At 71.6% G+C, this 23,724-nt stretch carries 26 protein-coding genes; 16 read left to right on the top strand and 10 right to left on the bottom strand.

Annotated elements, in window-relative coordinates; all coding sequences use genetic code 11:
• Window positions 1–45: 45 nt before the first annotated feature.
• Genes pspAB through ABEA43_RS19235 form a run of 4 tightly spaced genes read right to left on the bottom strand, consistent with a single transcriptional unit; the run spans window position 46 to window position 2,612 of the window.
• Window positions 46–603, bottom strand: coding sequence for a PspA-associated protein PspAB (gene pspAB, locus ABEA43_RS19250; protein ID WP_425570299.1), 558 nt, complete (start codon window positions 601–603; stop codon window positions 46–48).
• A 4-nt stretch (window positions 604–607) separates the two neighbouring features.
• On the bottom strand, window positions 608–1,507 hold the full coding sequence (gene htpX / locus ABEA43_RS19245; RefSeq protein ID WP_425570297.1) for a zinc metalloprotease HtpX: 900 nt from the start codon (window positions 1,505–1,507) through the stop codon (window positions 608–610).
• A 5-nt stretch (window positions 1,508–1,512) separates the two neighbouring features.
• Window positions 1,513–1,791: a PspA-associated protein PspAA gene (gene pspAA / locus ABEA43_RS19240; RefSeq protein ID WP_345563529.1), complete on the bottom strand. Its 279-nt coding sequence runs from the start codon at window positions 1,789–1,791 to the stop codon at window positions 1,513–1,515.
• Window positions 1,788–2,612, bottom strand: coding sequence for a PspA/IM30 family protein (locus ABEA43_RS19235; protein ID WP_345563528.1), 825 nt, complete (start codon window positions 2,610–2,612; stop codon window positions 1,788–1,790). The genes pspAA and ABEA43_RS19235 overlap by 4 nt, the downstream gene beginning before the upstream one ends.
• Window positions 2,613–2,763: 151 nt before the next feature.
• Between ABEA43_RS19235 and ABEA43_RS19230 the strand changes: the two genes are divergently transcribed.
• Window positions 2,764–3,348: a DUF3043 domain-containing protein gene (locus tag ABEA43_RS19230; protein WP_345563527.1), complete on the top strand. Its 585-nt coding sequence runs from the start codon at window positions 2,764–2,766 to the stop codon at window positions 3,346–3,348.
• Between the two features lie 24 nt (window positions 3,349–3,372).
• On the opposite strand, the gene ABEA43_RS19225 is transcribed toward ABEA43_RS19230, so the two are convergent.
• The gene (locus tag ABEA43_RS19225) at window positions 3,373–4,530 is read right to left on the bottom strand and encodes an SMI1/KNR4 family protein (RefSeq protein ID WP_345563526.1); all 1,158 of its coding nucleotides are present in this window, start codon (window positions 4,528–4,530) and stop codon (window positions 3,373–3,375) included.
• 57 nt (window positions 4,531–4,587) lie between these two features.
• On the opposite strand from ABEA43_RS19225, the gene ABEA43_RS19220 reads away from it, so the two are divergent.
• Window positions 4,588–5,586 carry an aldo/keto reductase family protein gene (locus tag ABEA43_RS19220; protein ID WP_345563524.1) on the top strand — a complete coding sequence of 333 codons (999 nt, stop codon included), beginning with the start codon at window positions 4,588–4,590 and terminating at the stop codon, window positions 5,584–5,586.
• Window positions 5,587–5,652: 66 nt separating this feature from the next.
• On the opposite strand, the gene ABEA43_RS19215 is transcribed toward ABEA43_RS19220, so the two are convergent.
• Window positions 5,653–5,859 carry a hypothetical protein gene (locus tag ABEA43_RS19215; RefSeq protein ID WP_345563522.1) on the bottom strand — a complete coding sequence of 69 codons (207 nt, stop codon included), beginning with the start codon at window positions 5,857–5,859 and terminating at the stop codon, window positions 5,653–5,655.
• 82 nt (window positions 5,860–5,941) lie between these two features.
• Between ABEA43_RS19215 and ABEA43_RS19210 the strand changes: the two genes are divergently transcribed.
• Window positions 5,942–6,742, top strand: a complete 801-nt coding sequence (locus tag ABEA43_RS19210; RefSeq protein ID WP_345563520.1) for an SCO2322 family protein — start codon at window positions 5,942–5,944, stop codon at window positions 6,740–6,742.
• 73 nt (window positions 6,743–6,815) lie between these two features.
• Window positions 6,816–7,859 carry a bifunctional adenosylcobinamide kinase/adenosylcobinamide-phosphate guanylyltransferase gene (locus ABEA43_RS19205; RefSeq protein ID WP_345563518.1) on the top strand — a complete coding sequence of 348 codons (1,044 nt, stop codon included), beginning with the start codon at window positions 6,816–6,818 and terminating at the stop codon, window positions 7,857–7,859.
• Window positions 7,860–8,153: 294 nt separating this feature from the next.
• On the opposite strand, the gene ABEA43_RS19200 is transcribed toward ABEA43_RS19205, so the two are convergent.
• On the bottom strand, window positions 8,154–8,954 hold the full coding sequence (locus tag ABEA43_RS19200; protein WP_345563516.1) for an ABC transporter ATP-binding protein: 801 nt from the start codon (window positions 8,952–8,954) through the stop codon (window positions 8,154–8,156).
• Between the two features lie 34 nt (window positions 8,955–8,988).
• Here ABEA43_RS19200 and ABEA43_RS19195 point away from each other — a divergent pair, with 34 nt between their 5' ends.
• Window positions 8,989–9,855 (top strand): adenosylcobinamide-GDP ribazoletransferase, encoded by an 867-nt coding sequence (locus ABEA43_RS19195; RefSeq protein ID WP_345563515.1) that lies wholly within the window; start codon window positions 8,989–8,991, stop codon window positions 9,853–9,855.
• A gap of 126 nt (window positions 9,856–9,981) precedes the next feature.
• Here the strand turns inward: ABEA43_RS19195 and ABEA43_RS19190 are convergent, their stop codons facing one another.
• Genes ABEA43_RS19190 through ABEA43_RS19180 form a run of 3 tightly spaced genes read right to left on the bottom strand, consistent with a single transcriptional unit; the run spans window position 9,982 to window position 12,181 of the window.
• Window positions 9,982–10,869, bottom strand: coding sequence for a CPBP family intramembrane glutamic endopeptidase (locus ABEA43_RS19190; protein ID WP_345563513.1), 888 nt, complete (start codon window positions 10,867–10,869; stop codon window positions 9,982–9,984).
• Complete coding sequence (locus ABEA43_RS19185; RefSeq protein ID WP_345563512.1) at window positions 10,866–11,837, bottom strand: DUF1648 domain-containing protein; 972 nt, start codon at window positions 11,835–11,837, stop codon at window positions 10,866–10,868. The genes ABEA43_RS19190 and ABEA43_RS19185 overlap by 4 nt, the downstream gene beginning before the upstream one ends.
• A complete protein-coding gene (locus ABEA43_RS19180) occupies window positions 11,834–12,181 on the bottom strand; it encodes a GntR family transcriptional regulator (protein WP_345563511.1) in 348 nt (115 codons plus the stop codon). The genes ABEA43_RS19185 and ABEA43_RS19180 overlap by 4 nt, the downstream gene beginning before the upstream one ends.
• Before the next feature lie 105 nt (window positions 12,182–12,286).
• On the opposite strand from ABEA43_RS19180, the gene ABEA43_RS19175 reads away from it, so the two are divergent.
• The 11 genes from ABEA43_RS19175 (at window position 12,287) to ABEA43_RS19125 (ending at window position 23,653) form a co-directional block, all read left to right on the top strand.
• Window positions 12,287–13,762 carry a leucyl aminopeptidase gene (locus ABEA43_RS19175; RefSeq protein WP_345563509.1) on the top strand — a complete coding sequence of 492 codons (1,476 nt, stop codon included), beginning with the start codon at window positions 12,287–12,289 and terminating at the stop codon, window positions 13,760–13,762.
• A gap of 51 nt (window positions 13,763–13,813) precedes the next feature.
• Window positions 13,814–15,178, top strand: coding sequence for a dihydrolipoyl dehydrogenase (gene lpdA, locus ABEA43_RS19170; protein ID WP_345563507.1), 1,365 nt, complete (start codon window positions 13,814–13,816; stop codon window positions 15,176–15,178).
• A 39-nt stretch (window positions 15,179–15,217) separates the two neighbouring features.
• Window positions 15,218–16,687, top strand: coding sequence for a 2-oxoglutarate dehydrogenase, E2 component, dihydrolipoamide succinyltransferase (gene sucB, locus ABEA43_RS19165; RefSeq protein ID WP_345563506.1), 1,470 nt, complete (start codon window positions 15,218–15,220; stop codon window positions 16,685–16,687).
• 134 nt (window positions 16,688–16,821) lie between these two features.
• On the top strand, window positions 16,822–17,715 hold the full coding sequence (locus tag ABEA43_RS19160) for a TIGR01777 family oxidoreductase (protein WP_345563505.1): 894 nt from the start codon (window positions 16,822–16,824) through the stop codon (window positions 17,713–17,715).
• Window positions 17,716–17,752: 37 nt separating this feature from the next.
• Window positions 17,753–18,490 (top strand): Type 1 glutamine amidotransferase-like domain-containing protein, encoded by a 738-nt coding sequence (locus ABEA43_RS19155; protein WP_345563503.1) that lies wholly within the window; start codon window positions 17,753–17,755, stop codon window positions 18,488–18,490.
• Between the two features lie 37 nt (window positions 18,491–18,527).
• A complete protein-coding gene (gene lipB, locus ABEA43_RS19150; RefSeq protein ID WP_345563502.1) occupies window positions 18,528–19,220 on the top strand; it encodes a lipoyl(octanoyl) transferase LipB in 693 nt (230 codons plus the stop codon).
• A 59-nt stretch (window positions 19,221–19,279) separates the two neighbouring features.
• Window positions 19,280–20,266: a M48 family metallopeptidase gene (locus ABEA43_RS19145; protein WP_345563500.1), complete on the top strand. Its 987-nt coding sequence runs from the start codon at window positions 19,280–19,282 to the stop codon at window positions 20,264–20,266.
• A gap of 42 nt (window positions 20,267–20,308) precedes the next feature.
• A complete protein-coding gene (gene lipA / locus ABEA43_RS19140; RefSeq protein ID WP_345563498.1) occupies window positions 20,309–21,238 on the top strand; it encodes a lipoyl synthase in 930 nt (309 codons plus the stop codon).
• 155 nt (window positions 21,239–21,393) lie between these two features.
• The gene (locus ABEA43_RS19135; protein ID WP_345563496.1) at window positions 21,394–22,350 is read left to right on the top strand and encodes an AraC-like ligand-binding domain-containing protein; all 957 of its coding nucleotides are present in this window, start codon (window positions 21,394–21,396) and stop codon (window positions 22,348–22,350) included.
• A gap of 95 nt (window positions 22,351–22,445) precedes the next feature.
• A complete protein-coding gene (locus tag ABEA43_RS19130) occupies window positions 22,446–22,832 on the top strand; it encodes a VOC family protein (protein WP_345563494.1) in 387 nt (128 codons plus the stop codon).
• Window positions 22,808–23,653 carry an alpha/beta fold hydrolase gene (locus ABEA43_RS19125; protein WP_345563493.1) on the top strand — a complete coding sequence of 282 codons (846 nt, stop codon included), beginning with the start codon at window positions 22,808–22,810 and terminating at the stop codon, window positions 23,651–23,653. The genes ABEA43_RS19130 and ABEA43_RS19125 overlap by 25 nt, the downstream gene beginning before the upstream one ends.
• Window positions 23,654–23,724: the final 71 nt, after the last annotated feature.

The raw sequence follows: 23,724 nt of genomic DNA, 5'->3' as shown, positions 1-23,724 counted from the left end.
GATCATTAGATCACCATGGGCGACATTCGCACAGGAGCCCCCTGGTCAGAGCCCTGGAGCGCCCCAGACAGGGAACCAGCGGGCGAGGTCCTTCTCCAGCGGCAGCTCGCCCTCCAGGACGCCCCTGGCCTGCAGTTCGAGCGGGTTGTCGCGCCGTTGCCCGGAAAGCGGGGCGAACGGGTAGAACGTGCCCCGCTTGTACAGGTAGACGACCGCCAGCCGCCGGCCGTCCTCGCCCGCGAACGACACCAGCGAGCACAGCAGCGAGGGCCCGAACCCGGCGGACTCCAGCGAGGAGTTGACCGCGTGCAGCTCCGTCACCAGGTCGCTGATCGCCTCCGGCGGCCGGCGCACCAGCAGCCAGGTGTAGCCGTAGCCGTCGCCGGACTCCTCGACGCGCTCGCCGAGCAGCTCCTTGGCGTCGCGCTCGACCGTGGCGAACGCGCCGCCCTCCGCGGCCCTGAACGCCACGGAGCCGAGACCTGTGGGCACGAGCCCGGTCGCGGCCTGCAGCGTCACGGCCGCGGACGGCAGCGCGAACAACGCGTCGAGGTTGGGCTCGACCGGCTTCGTGCGGCCGAGCAACGCGTCGAGCCAGCCCATGCGGTCAGCCCCTTCCGAGCTGCTTGGAGATGTTCGCGAGCTGCTCCAGCCGCCGCTCCAGCGGCGGGTGCGTGGCGAACAGCGTCGCCAGCGTCGTGCCCTTGGCCAGCGCCGGGGCGAAGAAGAAGGCGTTGAACGGCTCCGCCTCGCGCAGGTCCCTGGTCGGGATCCTGGCCATGTCGCCGGTGACCTTGGTCAGCGCGCTGGCCAGGGCGGAAGGGCGTTGCGTGAGCAGGGCGCCCGCACGGTCGGCGGCAAGTTCGCGATAGCGCGACAGGGCGCGGGTGAGCAGGAAGCTGACGGCGTACACGAGGACGGAGACCAGCAGGATGATCACCCCGATCGGCAGACCGCCCTGGCCGTTGTTGCGGCGCCCGCCGAGCCCCGTGTAGAGCGCGAACCTGGTCATGAGGCCGGCCACGATGCCCAGGAACGAGGCGATCGTCATCACGGCGACGTCGCGGTGGGCGACGTGCGAGAGCTCGTGGGCGAGCACGCCCTCCAGCTCGTGGGGCTCCAGGCGGCGCAGGATGCCGGTCGTCACGCAGACGACGGCCTTCTTCTGGTTGCGGCCGGTGGCGAACGCGTTGGGGACGTCGGAATCCGCGATCGCCACGCGCGGCTTGGGCATGTCGGCGAGCGCGCACAGCCGGTCGATCAGGCCGTGCAGCTCAGGGGCCTCCTGCGGCGAAACCTCCCGTCCCCCCATCGCGAACAAGGCGATGCGGTCGGACAGGAAGTACTGAACGAGCAGCAGGCCCCCCGCCACCACCAGCACGGTGAGTGCCCGGACGCCCAGAGAGATCAGGACGCCGACGAACACCACGTAGAGCAGCCCGAGCAGGAACATCGTCACGACCATGCGGCTGGTCAGGCCGCGGTCGGACGCGAACCGCGAACGCACGCGGATCAGCCCGGAATGAGGCCTTGGTCGCCCAGCATCTCCCGGACCTCCTCGATCGAGGCGTCCGCGGGGGGAAGGATCAGCTCTGACGGCTCAAGGCTGTCGTCGGGAAGCGCCTTGCCCACATGGCGCACCTTGTCGAGCAACGCGTGCAGCTTGACGCGGAACTCCCGCTCGTTGCCCACCTCGATGGCGGCCTCGAGCTGGCTGTCGAGCTCGTTGAGTATCGAGATGTCGTCGGCGGAGATCTCCACCTGGCCCTCGCCCATGATCCTGACAATCATGCGCCCTCCCCAGGCTGACGGAGCTGCTGCGTCGGGCCGCCCTGCTGCTGCGGCTGCGCCTGCTGGGGCTGGCCCTGCTGCTGCGCCTGGCCCGGCTCGATCGCGCTCTTCGGGGCGGGGCCCTGGCCCAGCTCGGACTTCATCCTGGCCAGCTCAAGCTCGACGTCCATGCCGCCGCCCATGCGGTCGAGCTCGGCCTGGATGTCGTCGCCGCGGGTGCCGGTGTAGTCGTCGAGCGCGCCGCTGGCCAGCAGCTCGTCGATCGCGCCCGCGCGGGCCTGCATCTGCGCCGTCTTGTCCTCGGCACGCTGGATCGCCAGGCCGACGTCGCCCATCTCCTCGGAGATGCCGGAGAACGCCTCGTTGATGCGCGTCTGCGCCTCAGCGGCGGTGTAGGTCGCCTTGATCGTCTCCTTCTTCGTACGGAAGGAGTCAACCTTGGCCTGCAGCCGCTGGGAAGCCGTCGTCAGCTTCTCCTCCTCGGCCTGCAGGTTGTCATGCTGGAGCTTGAGGTCGGCCATCTGCGTCTGCAGTCCGGAACGGCGCTGCAGCGCCTCACGGGCGAGATCCTCGCGCCCGACCGACAACGCCTTGCGACCCTGCTCCTCATAACGCTGAGCCTGCTTCTCAAGGCCGGTAATCTGGAGCTCCACCCTCTTGCGCGACGTGGCGACGTCGGCCACGCCCCTCCGTACCTTCTGCAGCAGCTCCAGCTGCCGCTGGTAGGAGTAGTCGAGGGTCTCGCGCGGATCTTCCATCTTGTCCAAAGCCTTGTTGGCCTTGGACTTGAAGATCATCGAAAGTCTCTTCATCACGCTCATGCGCGTCGGCCGTCCCCTTCTAGGTCGTGCTGGTGGTCACCCAATGCAGCGCAGCCGCCTTGGGATTACCCTACGCATAACGCACGGGGGCGTCACTAAGTTGCAGTCCAGGTAGGGTTGACGCGTGTTGCGACGCCGTTCCCAAACCTCCGTGGACGACACCCCCGTCCCCGTTGACGATCCTAAGCCCCAGGGTAAAGGTCGTCCCACACCCAAGCGCCGAGATGCCGAAGGCAGACGACGCCAGCCCGTTTCAGCGCCGAAGGACCGTAAAGAGGCCTATCGGCAGATGCGCGGCAAACAGGCAGCCGAGCGAGATAGGGCCCGTAAGGGCATGCTCGCAGGTGACGAGCGGTATTTTCCTGCTCGCGATAAGGGCCCAGCGCGCAAGTTCGCGCGTGACTGGGTCGATTCGCGGCGGTTGCCGAGCCAGTACTTCCTGCCGTTCTCGCTACTGATCCTGCTGGCGACCTGGGTTCCGTGGCCCGTCGAGATCCGCGCCCAGGTGCTCAACATCGTGATCGCGGTCGGCTGGCCGATCATGATGGTCGGCGTGCTCTTCACGTCCGTCTACGTGGCGTGGAAGCTGAAGCGGCTGGTGGCCGAGAAGATGCCCAACGAGAGCACCAAGGGCGTGGGCTTCTACGCGGCCATGCGGGCGCTGCAGATCCGCAAGCTGCGCTTCCCGCCGCCCCAGGTGCGGCCGGGTGGCAAGCCGGTGGCGGCAAAGAAGTAGCCTTTCCCGATTTTTCAGGAAATTTTACGAGTTGCCGTTCCGGACGTTGTCCCAGCGCAGCACGCCTCGCTTGACCGCGGGCCGCCGGCCGTCGATCTCCGCGCCCTGCTCCAGGGCGTCGGCGACGGTCCGCATCAACGCGTAATAGGACGGCAGGCGAGGCGCCATGCCGGAGATCGTGTCGTCCCAGCCGACCTTCCGCTCGACGGAGTCGACGACGGCGTACGCCATGTCCGCGCCGTCGCGGTCCCCGAAGTGCATGAACGGGACCATCCGGCCGTTCCACGGCTCGGTGGCCGGGTCGGTGCCGGCATCGGTGCCGTCCCATCGGCACAGGTGGCGCCAGGCGTCCCTGATCTCGCGTGTGCCGAGGTTGACGGCGCCGTCGTACCCGAAGCCGAACCCCAGGAGCCCTTTCGAGCCGTTGTGGCGCAGGAGCGAGGCGCGCAGGTCGTCGGGGAAGTCCACGCCCATCTGGGACTCGGCGACGGCGATCGTCCGCGTCCTCCCAGGGGCGCCGAGCGTCCGGTAGGTGCGGGGGGCGTTCGCCCGCAGCCAGCGCTCGATCCGCCGCCACTGCCTGTCCACGGCCCGCGCGACCCTCGGGTCGATCGGGCGCACGGTCACGGGGCGGGGCGCGGGCGAGCAACGAGGGTCCGGAATCCCGGCCGCCGGCGACCCGCCGGCCTGCCCGTCCGGAGCCGGACTCGCCGGTACGGATGCGACCGGGGACTGCGCGGGCCACTGAGCAGCGGCCGTCTCCTGTCCGGACCCCATGGACACCTGAGCCGACGCCTGGGGCGACGGCTGGCCCCACTCCTGAGCAGCGGCCGTGGGCGGCTGAGCGGGCGACACCGGGAGTGCCGAGTCGAATTCGGCCTGCTCGGCCTGGTAGCGCCGCCAGGCGGCCGCGGCGGCCTGCTGGGCGTCCGTCGGGACCAGCGCGGCGGCCAGCGTCACCGCCACGATCGCCGCGATGGCGGCCCACACCAGACCCATCGGGGAGCCCATCCTCTGGCCCACCCGGCGGCCCCACCGCCCGTGCGTCCGCCGCGATCCGCTCTCCGGCGCGGCGGCCGGGAGCGCGGGCTCCTCCCCAGTCATGCGGGCGCGCCTGCGCAGCCGTACCGCGATCGCGGTCACGATGGCCGCCGTCAGCGCCAGCCGTACGAGCTTCAGCACGTCGCGCACCCTATCCCGAAACAGATCAGGTCATGCGCCGGGATTAAGGTCGGACGCATGGAATTCCGACACCTTGGTCGCAGCGGTCTCATGGTCAGCGAGATCAGCTACGGCAACTGGCTCACCCACGGCTCCCAGGTCGAGGAGGACGCCGCCAAGCAGTGTGTGCAGGCGGCGCTCGACGAGGGCATCACCACGTTCGACACCGCCGACGTCTACGCGGGCACGAAGGCCGAGGAGGTGCTCGGCCGCGCGCTGCACGGCGTGCGCAGGGAGTCGCTGGAGATCTTCACCAAGGTCTTCTGGCCCACCGGCTCCGGCCAGAACGACCGCGGCCTCTCGCGCAAGCACATCACCGAGGCCATCAACGGCTCGCTGCGCCGTCTGCAGACCGACTATGTGGACCTGTACCAGGCGCACCGCTTCGACTACGAGACGCCGCTGGAGGAAACCCTCAAGACCTTCGACGACCTCGTACGCCAGGGCAAGGTCCTCTACATCGGCGTCAGCGAGTGGACCGCCGACCAGATCGCCCAGGCCCTGAAGATCGCCGACGAGATGGGCTTCGACCGGATCGTCTCCAACCAGCCCCAGTACAACATGCTGTGGCGGGTCATCGAGACCGAGATCGTGCCGCTGAGCGAGAAGGAGGGCGTCGGCCAGATCGTCTGGTCCCCGATCGCGCAGGGGGTGCTCACCGGCAAGTACGTGCCCGGCCAGCAGCCGCCCGAGGGCTCCCGCGCGACCGACAAGAGCGGCAGCGCCATGATCTCCCGGTTCATGCGGGACGACGTGCTGACCCGCGTACAGGAGCTCAAGCCCGTCGCGTCCGACCTGGGGCTGAGCATGGCTCAGCTGGCCACCGCCTGGGTCCTGCAGAACCCGAACGTCTCCAGCGCCATCGTCGGCGCCAGCCGCCCCGACCAGGTGCGCGACAACGTCAAGGCGGCGGGCGTCAAGCTGGAGGCCGGCGTGCTCCAGCGCATCGACGAGGTGCTCGGCGACGTCGTCGAGCGCGACGCGTCCAAGACGGTGAGCCCGCGGACCCGCCCATAACACCCCGAACATCAAAAACCCCTTGAGCCACCACTGTGCTCAAGGGGTTTTTCAATTAGCCGGAATTCACTCCGGTCGCAATGACAATCCCGCGTATTCAACGCGGTCCTCATCGAGCAAGGCCACCTGCTCAACACCGGCTTCGAGCAGGTCACGCCAGTTTTCGCCGATCCAGGACTCCGCGTCCGCCTGGCTCGGAAAAACCTCTCGCGGCAAAGGGCGATCCGTCACCTCACCACCATTTGCATTTTCATAACGCCACCGCCATGTCATGCCATACGCTCCTTTTCCGCGGGTTCGCCGGCGCACCCTCCGACGGCACTGGAACCCTACTCCCGAGCTTGGAGGTCAATCGATGCTGCGCGCATATCGTGTTGCGGCGGGGGTCGCCATCGGGGCTGCCTTCTCCCTCTCCCTCCCCCTTTCCGCGCTCGCCGCACCCTCCTCGGCCGCACCATCCCGCACCGCAACGACCCCCGGGCCGGCCATCGCCGCGCAGCCTCTCGGAGCGCCACCGCTCGCCCTTCTCACGACGCTCGGGACCCAGTCCTTCGCACCCGAAGACCTCGTACCCGAAGCCGCCGCACCGGGCGTGACGCGCGCCTGGAGCGTCTGGCAGAGCGATGGCACGGCGTGGCTGGCAACCACGGCCCAGGACGCGCCGCCGGACGGCTCGGTGATCGGCTGGCGCTTCTCCGCGGCCCCCGACGCCGCAGCGGGCGAGTCCCCCGGCGGGGAACTGCCGTCGTTCCGGATCGTGTGCGGCAAGGACGCGGCCACCTCGGGTCACAAGCGCGTCGTGGTGATGGTGGACTTCGGCGACGGCGAGAGCGACGCCTATCCCGGAGACCGGCCGCCCGCAAAGGGGGTCCTCAAGTGCGTGGCCGGCGCCGAGGACGCCACCGCCGCGCATCTCCTCGCCACGGCGGCCAAGGTCCGCGCGAACGCCCAGGGCGACGTCGTCACCATCGGCGACTACCCCGCCCAGGACAAGGGCGGCACCGACCTCAGCCCCGACCCGACCGGCTCGGACCCGGGCGGCGGGCTCCCGATCGCACTGATCGCGGGCGGCGCAGGAGCACTGGTCCTCCTGGGCGGCGGCGCAGTGGTGGCCACCCGCCGCCGCACCCGCTCCACCACGCAGCCCGCACCCTGACCACCCACCTCAGGCGGGCCTGGCTCGGCACCCGGCCTGCGTGCCTGGCCAGCCGCTTTGTACGCTCGGCGCGGTGAAGGTCCTTCTCTCCGGTACGGCGGGCAGCGCTGGGTGGCCCGAGCCGGGATGTCGTTGCGCGTCGTGCGCCGCGCTCCCCACCGGTCACCGCCGCCCGTTCGACCTGACCGTGGACGGCGTGATCCGGTTCCCGTTCGCCGGCCTGCCGGACGGGTACGCCGTCTGCGCGGGCGGGCTCGGGCTGGCCTCCCCCGACGGCTCGGCCCTGCTGTGCCTCCCACCGGACGCGAGCCCGCCCCTGGACGGGCCCGCCAGGTACGACATGGTGCTCATCGACCTGCTCGACCGGCCGGAACGACTCGGAGAGCTGCGGCGAGCCGGGATGGCCGACGACGAGACCCTGGTGGTGGCCATCGGGCTGGATCACCGGGTCCGCTCGGAGGCGGAGTTGGCCAGGCGCCTGCGGCTGTGGGGCGCGATCGCCGTATCCGACGGCACGGAGCTGGAACCGGCCCGGCTTGCGTCACCCGAGCCGCCCACCTCGCCGGAGCCGCTTACCCCGCCCCAGCGGACGGCAGGGCACGTAAGGCGGGCGTTGCTGCTGGGTGGGTCGCGGTCCGGGAAGTCGGCTGAGGCCGAGTTGCGGCTGGCGGCGGAGCCGTACGTCACCTATGTGGCCACCGGGCCCGGCGGCGAGGGCGATGGGGAGTGGGCGGCACGGGTGCGGGCGCACCGGGTGCGGCGGCCCGCGCACTGGGAGACCGCCGAGACCACGGACCTTGCAGGCACCGTCCGGCGGGCCGCCACGCCGCTGCTGATCGACGGGCTGGGCACCTGGCTGGCGGCGGTGTTCGACGAGCACGGGGCGTGGGAGGGCGACCGCGCACCGGTGGCCGCCCGCTGCGACGAGCTCGTGGCGGCGTGGCGGCAGACGCCTGAGCGCATCGTGGCCGTGTCCGACGAGGTGGGAATGGGCGTGGTGCCCGCGACGGCCAGCGGGAGGGCGTTCAGGGACGCGCTCGGGCGGCTCAACGAGCGCCTCGCCGCCGAGTCCGAGTACGTGGCGCTGGTGGTCGCGGGACGCCTGCTGGAGCTGTGATAACTGCCGGAGCTGTGATGCCTGCTGGAGCCGTGAGGCTGCTGGAGCTGTGACGGCTGGAGGTTCGGGCAAGCTTGTGATCTTGTCCGCCGCATCCGCACAACTCACGGCCTCGACTCCCGCTCAAGCTCCGGAGACCGGGCTCGGTGGGCTCGCGGCGCCGGGCCGTCCGCGTGAGCGCGGAAACGCGGCGAGCCCGTTCGGAGGCTCCGGGTGATCCGGTTGAACTGGGCGCCCCCCGGCGGTCCGCTGAGGGGCCGATGGCGCGTCAGGCGGTCGTGCCGAATGCGCTGTCTACGGGCGGACGGCTCTTGCGTACCAGCGGCCGTCGAGGCGGTCCACGTGCAGGGGGCGGCCGAAGCACTCGGAGAGGTTCTCCGAAGTGAGCACCTCCGACGCCGGGCCCGCGGACAGCACCCTCGCGTCGCGCATGAGCATCGCGTGCGTGGTCGTCGCCGGCACCTCCTCCAGGTGGTGCGTCACCATCACGGTGGTCAGGACGGGCCTGGTCGTGGCCAGGTCCTCCACGGCGGCGATGAGGTCCTCCCGCGCCGGCAGGTCCAGCCCCGCGAACGGCTCGTCGAGCAGCAGCACCGCGGGATCCGCCATGAGCGCCCGCGCGACCCGGATCCGGGCGCGTTCGCCCTGGGAGCAGACGCGGAACGGCCGGTCCGCCAGGTCCTTGCAGCCGAGGTCGGACAGCAGGCGAAGGGCGCGCTCCTTCTCGCTCTCCCCGTAGCTCTCCCACAGGGGAACGCTCGTCCCCGTGTGCCCGGTGAGCACCACGGTGTGCGCGGTCGCGCCTTCCTCCTCCATCAGCTCCTCGTCGATCAGCCGCTGGCTGGCCGCGACCAGGCCGATGTGGCGGCGGAGCTCCCGCAGGTCGACCCGGCCGAGCTGGTGGCCGAGCACCCTGACCGTGCCCTCGGTGGGATGCCGTACGGCGCTCGCCAGCGAGAGCAGCGTCGTCTTGCCCGCGCCGTTGGGACCGAGGATCGCCCAATGGTCGCCGTAGTCCACCTGCCAATCGACCGCGTCGAGCAGGGATTTGCCGACAACACGGACACCTACGCCTTCCAGTTCAACCACGTGCATCCCGCCACACTAGTGGGCCATAGGATCGTCCGTTATGCGGCTGGTGCACGGGCTGCGGTTCGCGATCGGCACGCTCAGCGTCTTCCCCGTACGTGTTGAGCGGGTGGATCGGGAGGTCGCGGGGCAGGCGATGGTGCTGGCGCCGGCCGTCGGGCTGGTGCTCGGCGCGGTCGCCGGGCTGCCGTTGCTGCTGCCCGCTTCGCCGCTGCTCGGCGCGGCTCTGGCGGTGGGGCTGCTGGCCGTCCTGACCCGGGGGCTGCATCTGGACGGGCTCGCCGACCTGGCGGACGGGCTGGGGAGCGGCAAGCCGGCCGACCAGGCGCTCGACATCATGAAAAAGTCGGACATCGGGCCGTTCGGGGTGATGGCGCTGGTGTTCACGCTGCTCGTCCAGGTGGCCGCGCTGGCGGAGGCAGGGGCGACCTCTGGGGCAACGGCTGGGACGACGGCTGCGGCGACGGCTGGGGCCATGACCGGGGCTACGAACGGGGCGGGGTTCGCGGCGCTGGTGACGGCGTGTGCGGCCGGGCGGCTGGCGTTGACGTGGGCCTGCCGGGCCGGGGTGCCCGCCGCCCGCCCCGGCGGTCTCGGCGCGATGGTGGCGGGTACGGTACGCCCCTCCGTCGCGTGGGCGGCCACCGTGGCCGCCACCGTGGCCGCCCTGCTCGCGAGCGCGGCCATCGGCTTCGTCGGCTCCCTGGACTCCCAGGACTCCCAGGGCTCCCAGGGGCTCGCGGGAGTCGTGGTGCCGCCGATCGCCCTGCTCATCGGGCTGGGAGCGGCTCTGCTGCTCCTGCGGCACGCCAGACGCCGGCTGGGCGGCGTCACGGGGGACGTCCTGGGCGCCCTGGTGGAAACGGCCACGGCCACCACACTGGTGGTGTGCGCGGTGCTCGGCTGAGCACCCGGGATCCCGGACCGACGCCGAGAGCTGTCCGCCCGGGATCCGGACCGGTGCCGAGAGCTGAGCGCCCGGGCCCCGGACCGGTGCTCGGCTGAGCGCGGCCAGGGGCCCGGAGGCGTCACATCAGGCGACCGGCTGCGGGCGCCGTACCGGGGACAGGCGGAGCAGGGCCGTGCCGGCCACCGCCAGCACGACCCAGCCCGCCAGCCCCGTCACCCCCGCCAGCAACTCGTTCGGCGGCGCGGCGGCGTCGCCGAGCAGCAGGACGGGCGCGGCGACCGCGTTGAGCGAGCCGTGCGCGACCACGGCGGGCCACACGCTGCCGGTACGCAGCCGCAGCCAGCCGAACAGCACCCCGGCCAGCACGCAGAAGCCGATGAAGGTGAGCGCCGCCCAGGAGCCCAGCCGCGGGTAGTTGTAGCCGAGCAGCGTGAGCGGGGCGTGCCAGACTCCCCACACGGCCCCGGACAGCAGGAGGGAGGCGACCACGCCGTTCGAGGTCAGCAGCCTGGGCAGCAACCAGCCCCGCCAGCCCCACTCCTCCCCCAGCGCCGGGATCGCGTTCAGCACGGGACCGGCGACGACGGCGATCACGATCTGCAGGAGCGCCGCGGTGCCGAGGTCGGCGGGCGCCTCGATCCCGCGCGCCTCCAGCGCCGCCCTGAACAGGCTGAGCCGGTCGAGGTCCAGCGAGACCAGCCCGGTGACGGCGCTGAGCCCCATGGCCAGGAACGCCAGCAGCGGCATCCCCAGCCAGGCCGTGAGCACGAGCAGGCCCGTGCGCTTCCTGCTCTCGCCGAGCGTCAGGCCGGTCTGGCGAGCCCACTCCTTGGCCGGCGTGCGCGTGACGGCCCACACGCCGAGCACGCCCACCGCCGGCGTGAACATCATCAGCGTCGCCAGCCCCTGCATCGACGGCGAGCTCAGGCCGCCGCCGAACCAGATGGGCAGGACGATCGCCCAGGACAGGCCGAAGGCCAGGACGATGAAGATCAGGAGGGGTCTTTTCATGTCTCCACTCGCTCCGCGATGAGGGCGTTGATGAGGGATGCGCCGCGTGCGGCGTCGTCGATGCTGATCGCGAGCTGTCCGCCGGAACGGTACCGGATGATCAGGCACTCGCCGCCGCGCAGCATGATGGTCGCGCTGCCGGGCAGCCCGCGGAAGCCCCAGCCGCCGACCTGGCTCGGGTGGCGCACCTCGGGCAGGGCCGAGTCGATGCGGGACAGCCGGATCCTGCGCACCGGCCGGCCGAACGGGCCGAACCCGATCGCCACGCCGTCCTGCCCCGCGCTGACCGTGACGGACGCGGACAGGAGGCCGGCGACGAGCACGATGACCAGCACGGGCAGCAGCGCGAGTGCCGTGCCGCCGGACGTGACGCCGACGAACTCCAGCACGATCGCCACGACCAGGGCGGCGCCCGCGACCGCGGTGAGCGCGGCCGGCCACGGGTTGGTCACCCTGCTGACCCAGACCGCCCGCGTGCCCGCCCGCATCCGCAGGCGCGGCGGCTGCTCGCCGGGAGGCGGCTGCTGGTCGGGAGCGCCCCTGCCCGCGTAGCCCGCGGCCAGGGCGGCGGCGGCCGCGATGGCGCTGAGCGCGAACACGTGCCAGCCCGCCAGGTCGGCCCGGGTCCAGTCGGAAGCGCCGAGGTTCGCCAGGAGCGTAGCGGCGTTCATGCCGAGCGCGAACACGCTCAGGAACGCCAGCGAGCCCCACCAGTACACCCGGCCGAGCCTGCGGACCAGCGCCATGCCGCGCACGGCGGCCCCCAGGATGACCAGCCAGGGCACCACCCAGAACAGCACCCCCATCGCCACGTACGGGACGAACGACATCGAGCGGTCGGGCACGCCGCTCACTCCCCAGTGGACGGCCAGCTGTTCGGGCAGCCGGTCCCGCAGGGACAGGGGCATGATGATCAACACGGCGGTGACCAGCACACCCCACGACACGACGATCGTTCGGGCGTTCATGGCAGTTCCTCCAGGATGGCGATGAGGTCGTCGCGGCCGTAGCCGTACCTCCTCGCTTCTTCGAGCAGTTCGCGGGTGCGCTGGGCGAGCAGGGCCCGCCCGTCGGCGCGCCGCGCCACGCTGACCCCCCGGCCCCGCCTGAACTCCAGCAGCCCTTCGTCGCGCAGGTCGCGCAGGGCGCGCAGGACCGTGTTGGAGTTGATGCCGAGCGCCTGGGCCAGGTCGCGCGCCGGCGGCAGCCGGTCTCCGGGCAGGTAGGAGCCCTCGCCGATGGCACGCCTGATGGCCCCGGCCACCTGCTCGTGCAGGGGGCGCGCATCGTTGAGATCGAGTGTCAGCAACATGGTGCTAATGACACTAGCACCATGTCTCGGGAAGCGCTGACCATTGATTTGTAGGATGAACCCCTGTTTGTGAGTACGTAGAAACCGTGGATAGCATCGGTTTACGTGACCACTGTGCGGCTGAACTCAGCAGATCCAGTCTCCATCGACACCGACGCATTGATCGTCGGCTTCAGGTCAGGCCAGGAAGGCCCACGCGCCGCCACGGCCGCCGAGTCCCTCGACGCGGCCTTCGACGGCAAGCTCGCCGCCTCGCTGAAGGCGGTCGCCTTCTCCGGCAAGGCAGGTGAGCTGGCCAAGCTGCCCACGTTCGGCGCCATCGCGGCCCCGCTGCTGGTCGCGGTCGGCCTCGGCGACGCCGCCGACCCCACGCCCGAGACCCTGCGCCGCGCCGCGGGCGCCGCCGTCCGGTCGCTCGCCGGCACCCCGCGCGCCGCCCTCGCGCTGCCCGCGGGCACGCAGGAGCAGGCCGAGGCCGTCGCGCTCGGCGGGCTGCTCGGCGCGTACGCCTTCGCCCGTTACCGCACGAACGGCGCGCAGAAGGCGCCGGTCGCCGAGCTCACGGTGGTCTCCGGGCAGCCGGAGGGCGTCGCCGAGCGCGCGGGAGTGCTGGCCGAGTCGGTCTCGCTCGTCCGCGACCTGGTCAACACGCCTCCGTCCGACCTGTGGCCGGCCAAGTTCGCCGAGATCGCCGAGCAGGTGGGCGGCAAGGCCGGGCTGAGCGTCGAGGTGCTGGACGACAAGCAGCTCAAGGACGGCGGCTACGGCGGCCTCGTCGGCGTCGGCCAGGGCTCGGTCAACCCGCCGCGCCTGGTCCGCCTCTCCTACACCCACCCGGAGGCCGGCAAGACGCTGGCGTTCGTGGGCAAGGGCATCACGTTCGACTCGGGCGGCCTGTCGCTCAAGCCGTCCGCCTCCATGGACTGGATGAAGTCCGACATGGGCGGCGCGGGCGCCGTGCTCGGCGCGGTGCTCGGCATCGCCAGGCTCGGCCTGCCCGTCAACGTCGTCGGCTACCTCTGCCTGGCGGAGAACCTGCCGAGCGGCACCGCGCAGCGCCCCTCCGACGTCATCCACAGCTACAGCGGCAAGACGGTCGAGGTGCTCGACACCGACGCCGAGGGCCGCCTGGTGCTCATGGACGGCATCGCCAGGGCCGCCGAGGATGGCCCCGACCTGATCGTCGACGTCGCCACCCTCACCGGCGCCCAGATCGTCGCGCTGGGCTGGCGCACCGCCGGCGTCATGGCCAACGACGACGCCGTCAGGGAGCTCGTCGTCGAGGCCGCCACGGCCGCGGGCGAGGGCGCCTGGGGCATGCCGCTGCCCGAGGAGCTGCGCAAGGGCCTCGACTCGCCGATCGCCGACATCGCCAACCTCCAGCCGGAGCGCTGGGGGAGCATGCTGGCGGCGGGCATCTTCCTGAAGGAGTTCGTCCCCGACGGGGTGCGCTGGGCCCACATCGACATGGCCGGACCCGCGTTCAACAAGGGCGAGCCGTACGGTTACACACCGAAGGGCGGCACGGGCGCCATCACCCGCACGCTCATCGGACTCGCCGAGCGGCACGCGAGCATCTGAAACAAATGAAAAGATGACGGCATCACGTACACCCCGACAAGGAGCCTTCCTGTGGCCTATGACATCGTCGTCCTAGGTGGCGGCAGCGGCGGTTATGCCTGCGCGCTCCGGGCGGCCGAGCTGGGCAAGTCGGTCGTCCTCATCGAAAAGGACAAGATCGGCGGCACCTGCCTCCACAGGGGATGCATCCCCACCAAGGCCCTGCTCCACTCCGCCGAGATCGCCGACGAGACCCGCGAGAGCGAGTCCTTCGGCGTCAAGGCGCGCTTCGACGGCATCGACGTGCCGGGCGTCCACGCGTTCAAGGACAAGATCGTCACGCGCGCCTGGAAGGGCGTGCAGGGCCTGCTCAAGGGCGCGGGCGTGACGATCGTCGAGGGCGAGGGCCGGCTCGCCGGCCCCGGCAGGGTCCAGGTGGGCTCGGAGGTCTACGAGGGCCGCAACGTCGTCCTGGCCACCGGCTCGGCGCCGAAGTCGCTGCCCGGCCTCGACATCGACGGCGAGCGGATCATCACCAGCGAGCACACCCTCAAGATGGACCGCGTGCCCAGCTCGGTGATCGTGCTGGGCGGCGGCGTGATCGGGGTGGAGCTGGCCAGCGTCTACCGCTCGTTCGGCGCCGAGGTCACGATCGTCGAGGCGCTGCCGCACCTGCTGCCGACCGAGGAGGAGTCCAGCTCCAAGCTGCTGGAGCGGGCCTTCCGCCGCCGCGGCATCAAGTACGAGCTGGGCGTCTTCTTCGACAGCGCCAAGACCACGGAGACGGGCGTGGTCGTCACCCTGGCCAACGGCAAGACGTTCGACGCGGAGCTGCTCCTCGTCGCGGTCGGCCGCGGCGCGGTGTCGGCGGGCATGGGCTTCGAGGAGCAGGGCATCGCCGTCGAGCGCGGCGCGGTCGTGGTCGACGAGCACTGCCAGACCTCCGTGCCCGGCGTCTACGCCATCGGCGACCTGATCCCGACGCTGCAGCTCGCGCACGCCGGGTTCGCCGAGGGCATCATGGTGGCCGAGCACATCGCGGGCCTCAACCCGCCGCCCATCGACTACGCGGGCGTGCCGCGCATCACCTACTCCGACCCCGAGGTGGCCTCGGTCGGGATCACCTCGGCGCAGGCGGCCGAGCGCGGCATCGAGATCGTCGAGCAGGTCTACGACCTCGCCGGCAACCCCAAGAGCCAGATCCTCGGCACCGCTGGCGCCGTGAAGGTCATCGCCCAGAAGGACGGCCCCGTCGTCGGTGTCCACATGGTGGGCAGGCGCATCGGCGAGCTCGTCACCGAAGGCCAGCTGATCTACAACTGGGAGGCCCTGCCCGCAGAGGTCGCCCAGCTCATCCACGCACACCCGACCCAGTCCGAGGCCGTCGGTGAGGCGATGCTGGCCCTGGCCGGCAAGCCGTTGCACGTACACAACTAGTCCAAGCCCTCGAGATCAGAACGCGAGAGAAGAATAACGATGCCGGTCTCCGTACAGATGCCCCAGCTCGGCGAGAGCGTGACCGAGGGCACGGTAACCCGTTGGCTGAAGAAGGAGGGCGAGCGCGTCGAGGCCGACGAGCCGCTCCTCGAGGTGTCGACCGACAAGGTCGACACCGAGATCCCGTCGCCGTCCGCGGGTGTCCTCACCAAGATCGTCGTGGCTGAGGACGAGACGGTCGAGGTCGGCGCCGAGCTCGCCATCATCGACGAGAACGGCCAGCCGGGCGCCGCCGCTCCGGCCGCCGAGGCCGCCCCCGCGGCTCCCGCGCCGGCTCCTGAGCCCGAGCCGGAGCCCGAGCCCGCGCCGGCTCCGCCCGTCTCCTCCATCCCGCAGCCGGCTCCGGCGGCCCCCGCGCCGGCTCCCGCGCCCGCTCCTGCGCAGCAGGCCGCTCCCCAGGCCCAGCCGTCGCCGATCGCCACCACGCCGGCCAGCGAGCCCACCTCGCTGCCGTCGTCGGGCGACAGCCCCTACGTGACGCCGCTGGTGCGCAAGCTCGCCAACGAGCACGGTGTCGACCTCGACTCGATCAACGGCACCGGCGTGGGCGGCCGCATCCGCAAGCAGGACGTGCTGGAGGCCGCCAAGTCCCAGCGCGACCAGGCCGCCGCCGCTCAGGCCGCCCCGGCTCCCGCCGCCCAGCCCGCCGCGGCCGCTCCGGCCCAGGCTCAGGCCGCGCCGGCGCCGGTCGCCGCCGCGCCCGAGGCCGTGGAGGTCGACACGACGCTGCGCGGCCGCACGGAGAAGATGTCGCGCCTGCGCCAGACGATGTCGAAGCGCCTGGTCGAGTCGCTGCAGACGGCCGCCCAGCTCACCACGGTGGTCGAGGTCGACGTCACCAAGATCGCGCGTCTGCGCGACCAGGCGAAGGCCGACTTCCTGCGCCGTGAGGGCGTGAAGCTGTCGTTCATGCCGTTCTTCGAGATGGCCGCCATCGAGGCGCTCAAGCAGCACCCGAAGCTCAACGCGACGATCAACAACGAGACCATGGAGGTCACCTACTTCGACGTCGAGCACCTGGGCCTCGCGGTCGACACCGAGCGCGGCCTGATCGCGGCGGTCATCAAGAACGCCGGCGACCTCAACCTCGCCGGGCTGGCCCGTAAGACGGCCGACCTGGCCGAGCGCACGCGCGCCAACAAGGTGACGCCCGACGAGATCACCGGCGGCACCTTCACGCTGACGAACACGGGCAGCCGCGGCGCCCTGTTCGACACGCCGATCCTCAACCAGCCGCAGGTCGGCATGCTCGGCACGGGCGCCGTCGTGAAGCGGCCTGTGGTGCTGGACACCGCCGAGGGCGAGGTCATCGCGGTGCGGTCGATGGTCTACCTGGCGCTGACCTACGACCACCGCCTGGTGGACGGCGCCGACGCGGCCCGGTTCCTGACGACGGTGAAGCGCCGTCTGGAGGAAGGCCGCTTCGAGGCGCAGCTCGGCCTCGCGTAGGGGTTCCGGCGGATCTCCGGCCGGGCGGCTCGCTGTGGCGAGCCGCCCGGCCTTTCGCTGCCGCTTTTCGTCGCCTCGTGGGCGCGCGGCTCGCGCTGCCCGCCCGGGGCGGCGCGCGGGCGTACTGTGGGGTCATGGCGATCATCGTGACAGGGGCGTCGGGCCTGCTGGGGAGCGCGCTGACCGAAGGACTGCGGGCCGGGGGGCATGAGGTCGTCAGGCTCGTACGGCACCAGCCGCGGAGCCAGGACGAGGCGTTCTGGCAGCCTTCCGAGCGGGTGGCCGACCTGGCCGCGCTCGAAGGCGCGGAAGCCGTGGTCCACCTGGCGGGCGCGCCGATCGGCGACAAGCGGTGGAGCGCGGCGTACAAGCGGGAGCTGATCTCCAGCCGGGTGGAGGGCACGCGGGTCCTCGTCAACGCGCTGGGCGAGCTGTCACGCCCGCCGGAAGTGCTCGTCTGCGCCTCTGGAGTGGACTTCTACGGCGACACGGGCGACCGGGTGGTCGATGAGACCCAGGGCAGGGGCACGGGCTTCCTGGCGGACCTGTGCGGGCTGTGGGAGGGCGAGGCCAGGCGCGCGGAGGCGTACGGCGTCAGGTGCGTCCAGCTGCGCACGGGGCTGGCGCTCAGCGGGCGCGGCGGGGCGCTCGGGCGGATGCTGCCGATCTTCAAGATGGGACTCGGGGCGCCGCTGGGATCGGGGAAGCAGTACTGGTCGTGGATCGCGGTGGACGACTGGGTCGGGGCCACCCTGCACATCCTGAAAAATCGGGACATGGTGGGGCCGGTCAATCTCACCTCCCCCTCCCCCGTCACCAACGCCGAGTTCACCCGCACTCTCGGAAAAGCCCTGCGTAAGGGCACGATGCCGATCCCGGTTCCGGGATTCGCGCTCTCGGCGGGGCTCGGCGAGTTCGCTCGCGAAGGGTTGCTGCCCAGTCACCGGGTGCTGCCGGAGAAGCTGACGGCCGGCGGCTACCGCTTCGCCCATACCAGCCTCGACGAGGCGCTGAGCGCCGTAATCTAGTGTGCCGTTCGTCCTTTTAGCAGGTGGGAGATCTGACGTGAGCCGGTCGGGACAGTCGCACATCCTTGCCATCGGGGGCGGATCGTTCCGTCCGAGCAGACGCTACAGCTTCGTCGAGGCCAGCCCGCTGCTGCGCTACGGCCTCGACCTGACCGGCCAGGACCGGCCCAAGCTGGGCCTGGTCGGCACCGCGGTAGGCGACTCGGCGGACTGGCTGCTGAAGATGTACGGCGCGTTCGCGGGCTGGGACGTCGAGGTGAGCCATCTGACGGTGTTCCCGATGCCCAACGTGGCCGATCCCGGCGCCTGGATGCTCGAGCAGGACATGATCTACGTCAGCGGCGGCAGCGTGGCCAACCTGATGGCGTTGTGGCGGCTGCACGGGCTCGACGAGGCGTTCGAGGAGGCCTGGCGGGCCGGGGTGGTGCTGTCGGGGCAGAGCGCGGGCGCGCTGTGCTGGCACGTCGGGGGCAACACCGACTCCTTCGGCCCCGACCTGCGGGTGTGGGCCGAGGGCATGGCCCTGCTGCCCTACTCGTGCGGCGTCCACTACAACTCCGAGCCCCAGCGCCGCGCGATGCTGCAGCGGTCGGTGGCCGAGGGCGAGCTGCCCGGCGGCTACGCGGCCGACGAGGGCGTGGGGCTGCACTACGTGGGCACGGAGTTCATCCAGGCCGTGACCGTCGAGCCGGGCGGTTACGCGTACAAGCTGGAGAGCGACGGCGACGGCGGGGTCAAGGAGCTCAGGATCGAGCCCCGTCTCCTGACCCCCTGATTACCCTTCAAGGGTGAGGCAACGGCACAATAGGCTCATGCGCCCCATCCCCGGGGACGGTCCCCACGCACTCGCCATCGTCCGCCTTGGTGTCGACGTCCCCTACGAGCAGGCCTGGTCGCTGCAGCGCTGGGTGCACGGCAAACGTGTCGCCGGAGAGGTGACCGACACCGTGCTGCTCCTTGAGCACGCCCCGGTCTACACCGCGGGCAAGCGCACCGCCCCGGATGAGCGCCCGTCCGACGGCACTCCGGTCATCGACGTCGACCGGGGCGGCCGCCTCACCTGGCACGGCCCCGGCCAGCTCGTCGCCTATCCGATCGTCGCCATCACCGACGTGGCCTCCTACGCCTGCCGCCTGGAGGACACGATGATCCAGGTCTGCGCCGACTTCGGCGTCACGGCCAGGCGCGTGCGCGGCCGCGGCGGCGTCTGGGCGGCCGGCGACTCCAGCCTCGGCCTGCCCGACCGTCAGCTCGGCGCGGTGGGCCTGCGGGTCTCGCGCGGCGTCACGATGCACGGCTTCGCGCTCAACTGCGCGAACGACCCCCGCTGGTTCAACCGCATCGCGCCGTGCGGGCTGCCCGACGTGGGGGTGTCCTCGCTGTCGGCGGAGACGGGCCGCCGCATCGTGGTGGAGGAGGTCATGGAGATCGCGGAGAAGCGGCTGTCGGAGGCGCTCGGGCTGGAGCCGTACGAACTGCATGAGGAGGACCTGCTCCGGCAGTGACCTAATCGGCATCCGGGCAGGGGCGGTCATCCCGGGTCCGCCGGTTTACCATCGCCCGTGTGAAGCGCCTCCTCGCTCTCCTGCTCGCGCTGACGGTGCACCTGCTGACGCTCGGCTTCGTCGTGCTGGGCGCGTGGGCCATCCTGGCCCACCTCGACTCCCTGCTCGCCTGGCTGCTCGGCGGCGTGAGCCTGGGGGTGGCCTGGGCGCTGCGGCCGCGCCTGGGCCACCTGCCCGCCGACGCCGAGGTGCTCGGCCGCTCCTCGGCCCCCGAGCTGTACGCCGTCGCGGACCGCGTGGCCGACCGGATCGGCGTCGCCAGGCCGCGCAAGATCGCGATCAGGGACCTCGACCCGGAGACCCGCTACGAGCGCGTCGGCCTGTCGCGTACCCCGGTCCTGGTCGTCGGCCTGCCGCTGTGGCTGGCGCTGCCGCCCAGGCAGCGGGCCGTCCTGCTGGCCACCGCGTACGCGCGGGTCCCGACCGGCGGCGAGCTGATCGTGACGGGCGCCCAGTTCACGCTGGACGCCTGGCGCGACACGCTGCTGGGACCGGCCGGGCCGTTGCACGCCAGGGAGGAGGCGCAGACCAGGATCACCGCCGCCTCGCTCGGCATAGAGGACCAGCCGGGCACGGGTTACGAGGTCATGGGCATGTTCGGCCGCCTGGCCGGGCGGGTGCTCGGCGGTCCCCTGCTGCTCATCCAGTACGGCCTCGACCGGCTGGCCCGCTCGGGCGAGACCCGCACACTGGCCAGGCACGAGTCGCAGGCCCTGCGGGTCGCCCCTGCGCACGAGCTGGCCGAGCTGCGCGAGCTGGCGGCGGGCAGCGGCTACCTGGCGCCGATGCAGGCGGCGGCGCTGCGCGGCGAGAGCGTGGCGTCGATCAGGGAGGGCGCGCTGGCCAGGTTCAGGCTCACCGAGGACGGCGTGCTCACCTCGGTCCCGCACTCCGACCTGCTCGGGACGCGGGAGTCCGACCGGATCGACGACGAGCTGCTCGGCCACTTCAGCCGGGCGATCCGCGGTTTCGGCCTCATCTCCTGACCCTCGAACGGTCCGCCTTCCCGGGAGACGTAAGCTGAGACGGTGACCGTTGCTCCTGAAGGCCGAAAGCTCCTCCGCCTGGAGGTGCGTAACGCCGAAACCCCTATCGAGCGCAAGCCCCCGTGGATCAAGACCAAGCTGAGGACGGGCCCCGAATACACCGAGCTGAAATCGCTCGTGCGCCGGGAGGGCCTGCACACGGTCTGTGAAGAGGCGGGCTGTCCCAATATCTACGAGTGCTGGGAAGACCGCGAGGCGACCTTCCTCATCGGCGGCGACCAGTGCACCCGCCGCTGCGACTTCTGCCAGATCGACACGGGCAAGCCGAAGGAGTACGACCGCGACGAGCCGCGCCGGGTCGCCGAGTCCGTCCAGCAGATGGGCCTGAAATACGCGACCGTGACCGGCGTGGCCCGCGACGACCTGCCCGACGGCGGGGCCTGGCTCTACGCCGAGACCGCGCGGCAGATCCACGGGCTGCTGCCCGGCTGCGGCGTCGAGCTGCTGGTGCCCGACTTCAACGGCAACCGCGACCAGCTTGCGGAGGTCTTCTCCAGCAAGCCGGAGGTGTTCGCGCACAACGTCGAGACGGTGCCGCGGATCTTCAAGCGGATCCGTCCCGCGTTCCGCTACGAGCGCTCGCTCGGGGTGATCACGACGGCCCGCGAGGCCGGTCTGGTCACCAAGTCCAACCTGATCCTGGGCATGGGCGAGACGCGCGAAGAGGTCGTCGAGGCCATGCGTGACCTGCACGAGGCCGGCACCGACCTGCTGACGATCACCCAATACCTGCGGCCGACGCCGCGCCACCACCCGGTGGAGCGGTGGGTGAAGCCGGAGGAGTTCGTGGAGCTGCAGGCCGAGGCCGAGGCGATCGGGTTCGCCGGGGTCCTGTCCGGGCCGCTGGTGCGCTCCTCCTACCGGGCGGGCCGGCTCTACCAGCAGGCCATCGAGGCCCGCCAGACCGCCTGAGCACAAGCAAGAAGCCCCGTCCGGCCGGACGGGGCTTTTGCATGCGTGGGGCCTGTCGCGCTCGGCTGCCCGGGGCTTTTTCGCGTGCGCTCGGCTATCCGGCGCCGGAAGGCGTGGCTAGCATGGCATCGCGAGCGACGGAGGTGTTCGGGGGCATGACCCTTCTGATCCGCACGAGCGACCTGCCCGCCAAGAGTCGCCACGACGCGTGGCGGGGCATCGTGTGCGACATCCTCGGCCCGCTCGACTTACGCATCGACCCCGACGCCCCGTTACGCGGCGAGGTCGAGATCGGCCAGCTCGGCCCCGTCGGCGTCGGCCGGATCCGCACCTCCACCCCGCACAGCATCCATCGCACCCAGGGCCTGATCCACCGTGACAACCCCGAGCTCTACCGGGCCGTGCTGGCCGTGTCGGGCAGCCCGCGCCTGGCCCAGGACGGCCGGCAGGCCAGGCTCCGGCAGGGCGAGTTCGCGATCTACGACTTCAGCCGCCCCTACGAGCTGGCCTACGACGCGGCCGTGCGGCTCGCGGTGTTCAGCTTCCCGCGCGAGCTGCTCACGCTGCCCGCCCACCTCACCGCGGTCCCGATCTCGGCCGAGTCCGGCGCCGCCGCGCTGGCCGTGCCGCTGATGCGCCGGGTGTCCACCGACCACCAGACCTACCAGCCGGGCAGCGCCGCCAGGCTGTCGACCGTGGTGATGGACCTGGTCGGCGCCGCCGTCGCGGAGCGCGCCGAGCAGGAGCCGGCGTTGCCGGAGGACTCGCGCCGGCGGGTGCTCCTGCTCAGCGTCCACGCCTTCATCGAGCAGCGCCTGGGCGAGATCGACCTCGATCCCGCGACCGTCGCGGCGGCCCACCACATCTCCGTGCGCTACCTGCACCGGCTGTTCGAGTCGGAGAACACGACGGTGGCCGCCTGGATCAGGCTGCGGCGGCTCGAACGCTGCCGCGCGGATCTGTCCGCGGGCGGCGTCCGGCCCGTGAGCGAGATCGCGGCCAGGTGGGGGCTGCCGGACTCGGCGCACTTCAGCAGGCTGTTCCGGCGCACGTACGGGGTGCCGCCCGCCGAATACCGCCGCGCGGGCGGCCGGGCCGGCACTGTGCACTGAACGTCAATCCACCTGGCGCCCAGATCCAAGACCGGCGAGCCGCCGCTCGGCAGACTGATGGGTGTTCGCACGGATCGATGGAAGGGACCAGGGAAATGCAGCTCTTCGTCAACCTGCCGGTCAAGGATCTGGACCGGTCGAAGAAGTTCTTCACCGAGCTCGGCTTCAGCCTCTTCGGCATGGCCGACAGCATGGCATCGGTGATCATCAGCGAGGAGACGCAGGTCATGTTGCTGACCGAGCCGACCTTCGCCACGTACGTCTCCAAGGAGATCGGCGACGCCACCAAGACCACCAGCGCGGTGCTGGTGCTCGGGATGGAGAACGCCGCCCAGGTCGACGAGCTGGTGGACAAGGCGCTCGCGGCCGGGGCCACCCCTGCGGGCGTCAAGCAGGAGGACGAATACCGCTACCAGCGCGGCTTCGCCGACCTCGACGGCCACCACTGGGAGGCGCTGTGCCTGGTGCAGCCGGCCGGCTGAGCGGCAAGGCCATCTCGGCGGACGGCACCCCGATCGCCTTCGACCGGTACGGCGCGGGGCCGGCGGTCGTCCTGGTGCACGGTGCGTTCACCGACAAGGGGCACGTCACGCTGGCCGGCGTGTCGGCCGCCCTGTCGCCCTGGTTCACGGTGTTCAACTACGACCGCAGGGGGCGCGGGGACAGCGGGGACACCCGTCCGTACGCGGTCGAGCGGGAGATCGAGGACCTGGCCGCGGTCATCGAGGCGGCGGGCGGGTCGGCGATGGTGTTCGGCGGCTCGTCGGGCGCGGCCCTCGTCCTGGAGGCCGCCGCCGCCGGGCTCGGCTCCGGCAGCGTGGAGGCACTGGAGAAGGGGCCCGTCATCGAGCGGCTGGCCGTGTGGGAGCCGCCGTACCACGTGGACGACAGCGCGCCCGAGCTGCCGGCCGACTTCGCGGCGCGGCTCGACGAGCTGGTGCGGGCGGGCCGTCCCGGCGCGGCGGTGGAGCTGTTCATGGTGGAGGCGGCCGAGGTGCCCGCAGGGGCCGTCGCGGCGATGCGCGCGCAGCCGTTCTGGGCGCAGGTCGAGGCCGTCGCGCAGACCCTCGCGTACGAGGCCGCGGTGCTGGGGCCGGGCAACGCGCTGCCGGCCGCCCGGCTGGGCACGATCGCGCAGCCGACGCTCGTGCTCAACGGCGCGGTCAGCCCCGCCTGGATGGCGAACGCGGGGACGGCGGTCACGGCGGCCGTGCCCGGCGCGGTGCGGCGCGTCCTGCACGGGCAGGGGCACGACGTGGCCCCCGAGGCGCTGGCCCCCGAGCTGCTGGAGTTCTTCGCCTGAGCCCGGCGATCAGCGCCCTCCCGAAAGGGGAGAACGGCGCTGATCGCCGTCTTTACGTAACGCAAAGGCCA

It is taken from the genome of Nonomuraea rosea (genome assembly GCF_039539705.1).
GTDB classification, from domain to species: Bacteria; Actinomycetota; Actinomycetes; order Streptosporangiales; family Streptosporangiaceae; genus Nonomuraea; species Nonomuraea rosea.
This window is presented reverse-complemented; position numbering and strand designations above follow the sequence as displayed.

What these genes read in the sequence shown, in the direction of transcription:
- ABEA43_RS19220 (WP_345563524.1), top strand. Translation starts at nt 4,588, where the DNA reads ATGGAATTCCGACACCTTGGTCGCAGCGGTCTCATGGTCAGCGAGATC.
- ABEA43_RS19185 (WP_345563512.1), bottom strand. Translation starts at nt 11,837, where the DNA reads ATGAACGCCCGAACGATCGTCGTGTCGTGGGGTGTGCTGGTCACCGCC.
- ABEA43_RS19210 (WP_345563520.1), top strand. Translation starts at nt 5,942, where the DNA reads ATGCTGCGCGCATATCGTGTTGCGGCGGGGGTCGCCATCGGGGCTGCC.
- sucB (WP_345563506.1), top strand. Translation starts at nt 15,218, where the DNA reads ATGCCGGTCTCCGTACAGATGCCCCAGCTCGGCGAGAGCGTGACCGAG.
- ABEA43_RS19160 (WP_345563505.1), top strand. Translation starts at nt 16,822, where the DNA reads ATGGCGATCATCGTGACAGGGGCGTCGGGCCTGCTGGGGAGCGCGCTG.
- ABEA43_RS19130 (WP_345563494.1), top strand. Translation starts at nt 22,446, where the DNA reads ATGCAGCTCTTCGTCAACCTGCCGGTCAAGGATCTGGACCGGTCGAAG.
- ABEA43_RS19190 (WP_345563513.1), bottom strand. Translation starts at nt 10,869, where the DNA reads ATGAAAAGACCCCTCCTGATCTTCATCGTCCTGGCCTTCGGCCTGTCC.
- pspAA (WP_345563529.1), bottom strand. Translation starts at nt 1,791, where the DNA reads ATGATTGTCAGGATCATGGGCGAGGGCCAGGTGGAGATCTCCGCCGAC.
- ABEA43_RS19235 (WP_345563528.1), bottom strand. Translation starts at nt 2,612, where the DNA reads ATGAGCGTGATGAAGAGACTTTCGATGATCTTCAAGTCCAAGGCCAAC.
- ABEA43_RS19215 (WP_345563522.1), bottom strand. Translation starts at nt 5,859, where the DNA reads ATGACATGGCGGTGGCGTTATGAAAATGCAAATGGTGGTGAGGTGACG.
- ABEA43_RS19135 (WP_345563496.1), top strand. Translation starts at nt 21,394, where the DNA reads ATGACCCTTCTGATCCGCACGAGCGACCTGCCCGCCAAGAGTCGCCAC.
- lipB (WP_345563502.1), top strand. Translation starts at nt 18,528, where the DNA reads ATGCGCCCCATCCCCGGGGACGGTCCCCACGCACTCGCCATCGTCCGC.
- ABEA43_RS19180 (WP_345563511.1), bottom strand. Translation starts at nt 12,181, where the DNA reads ATGTTGCTGACACTCGATCTCAACGATGCGCGCCCCCTGCACGAGCAG.
- pspAB (WP_425570299.1), bottom strand. Translation starts at nt 603, where the DNA reads ATGGGCTGGCTCGACGCGTTGCTCGGCCGCACGAAGCCGGTCGAGCCC.
- ABEA43_RS19195 (WP_345563515.1), top strand. Translation starts at nt 8,989, where the DNA reads ATGCGGCTGGTGCACGGGCTGCGGTTCGCGATCGGCACGCTCAGCGTC.
- ABEA43_RS19200 (WP_345563516.1), bottom strand. Translation starts at nt 8,954, where the DNA reads ATGCACGTGGTTGAACTGGAAGGCGTAGGTGTCCGTGTTGTCGGCAAA.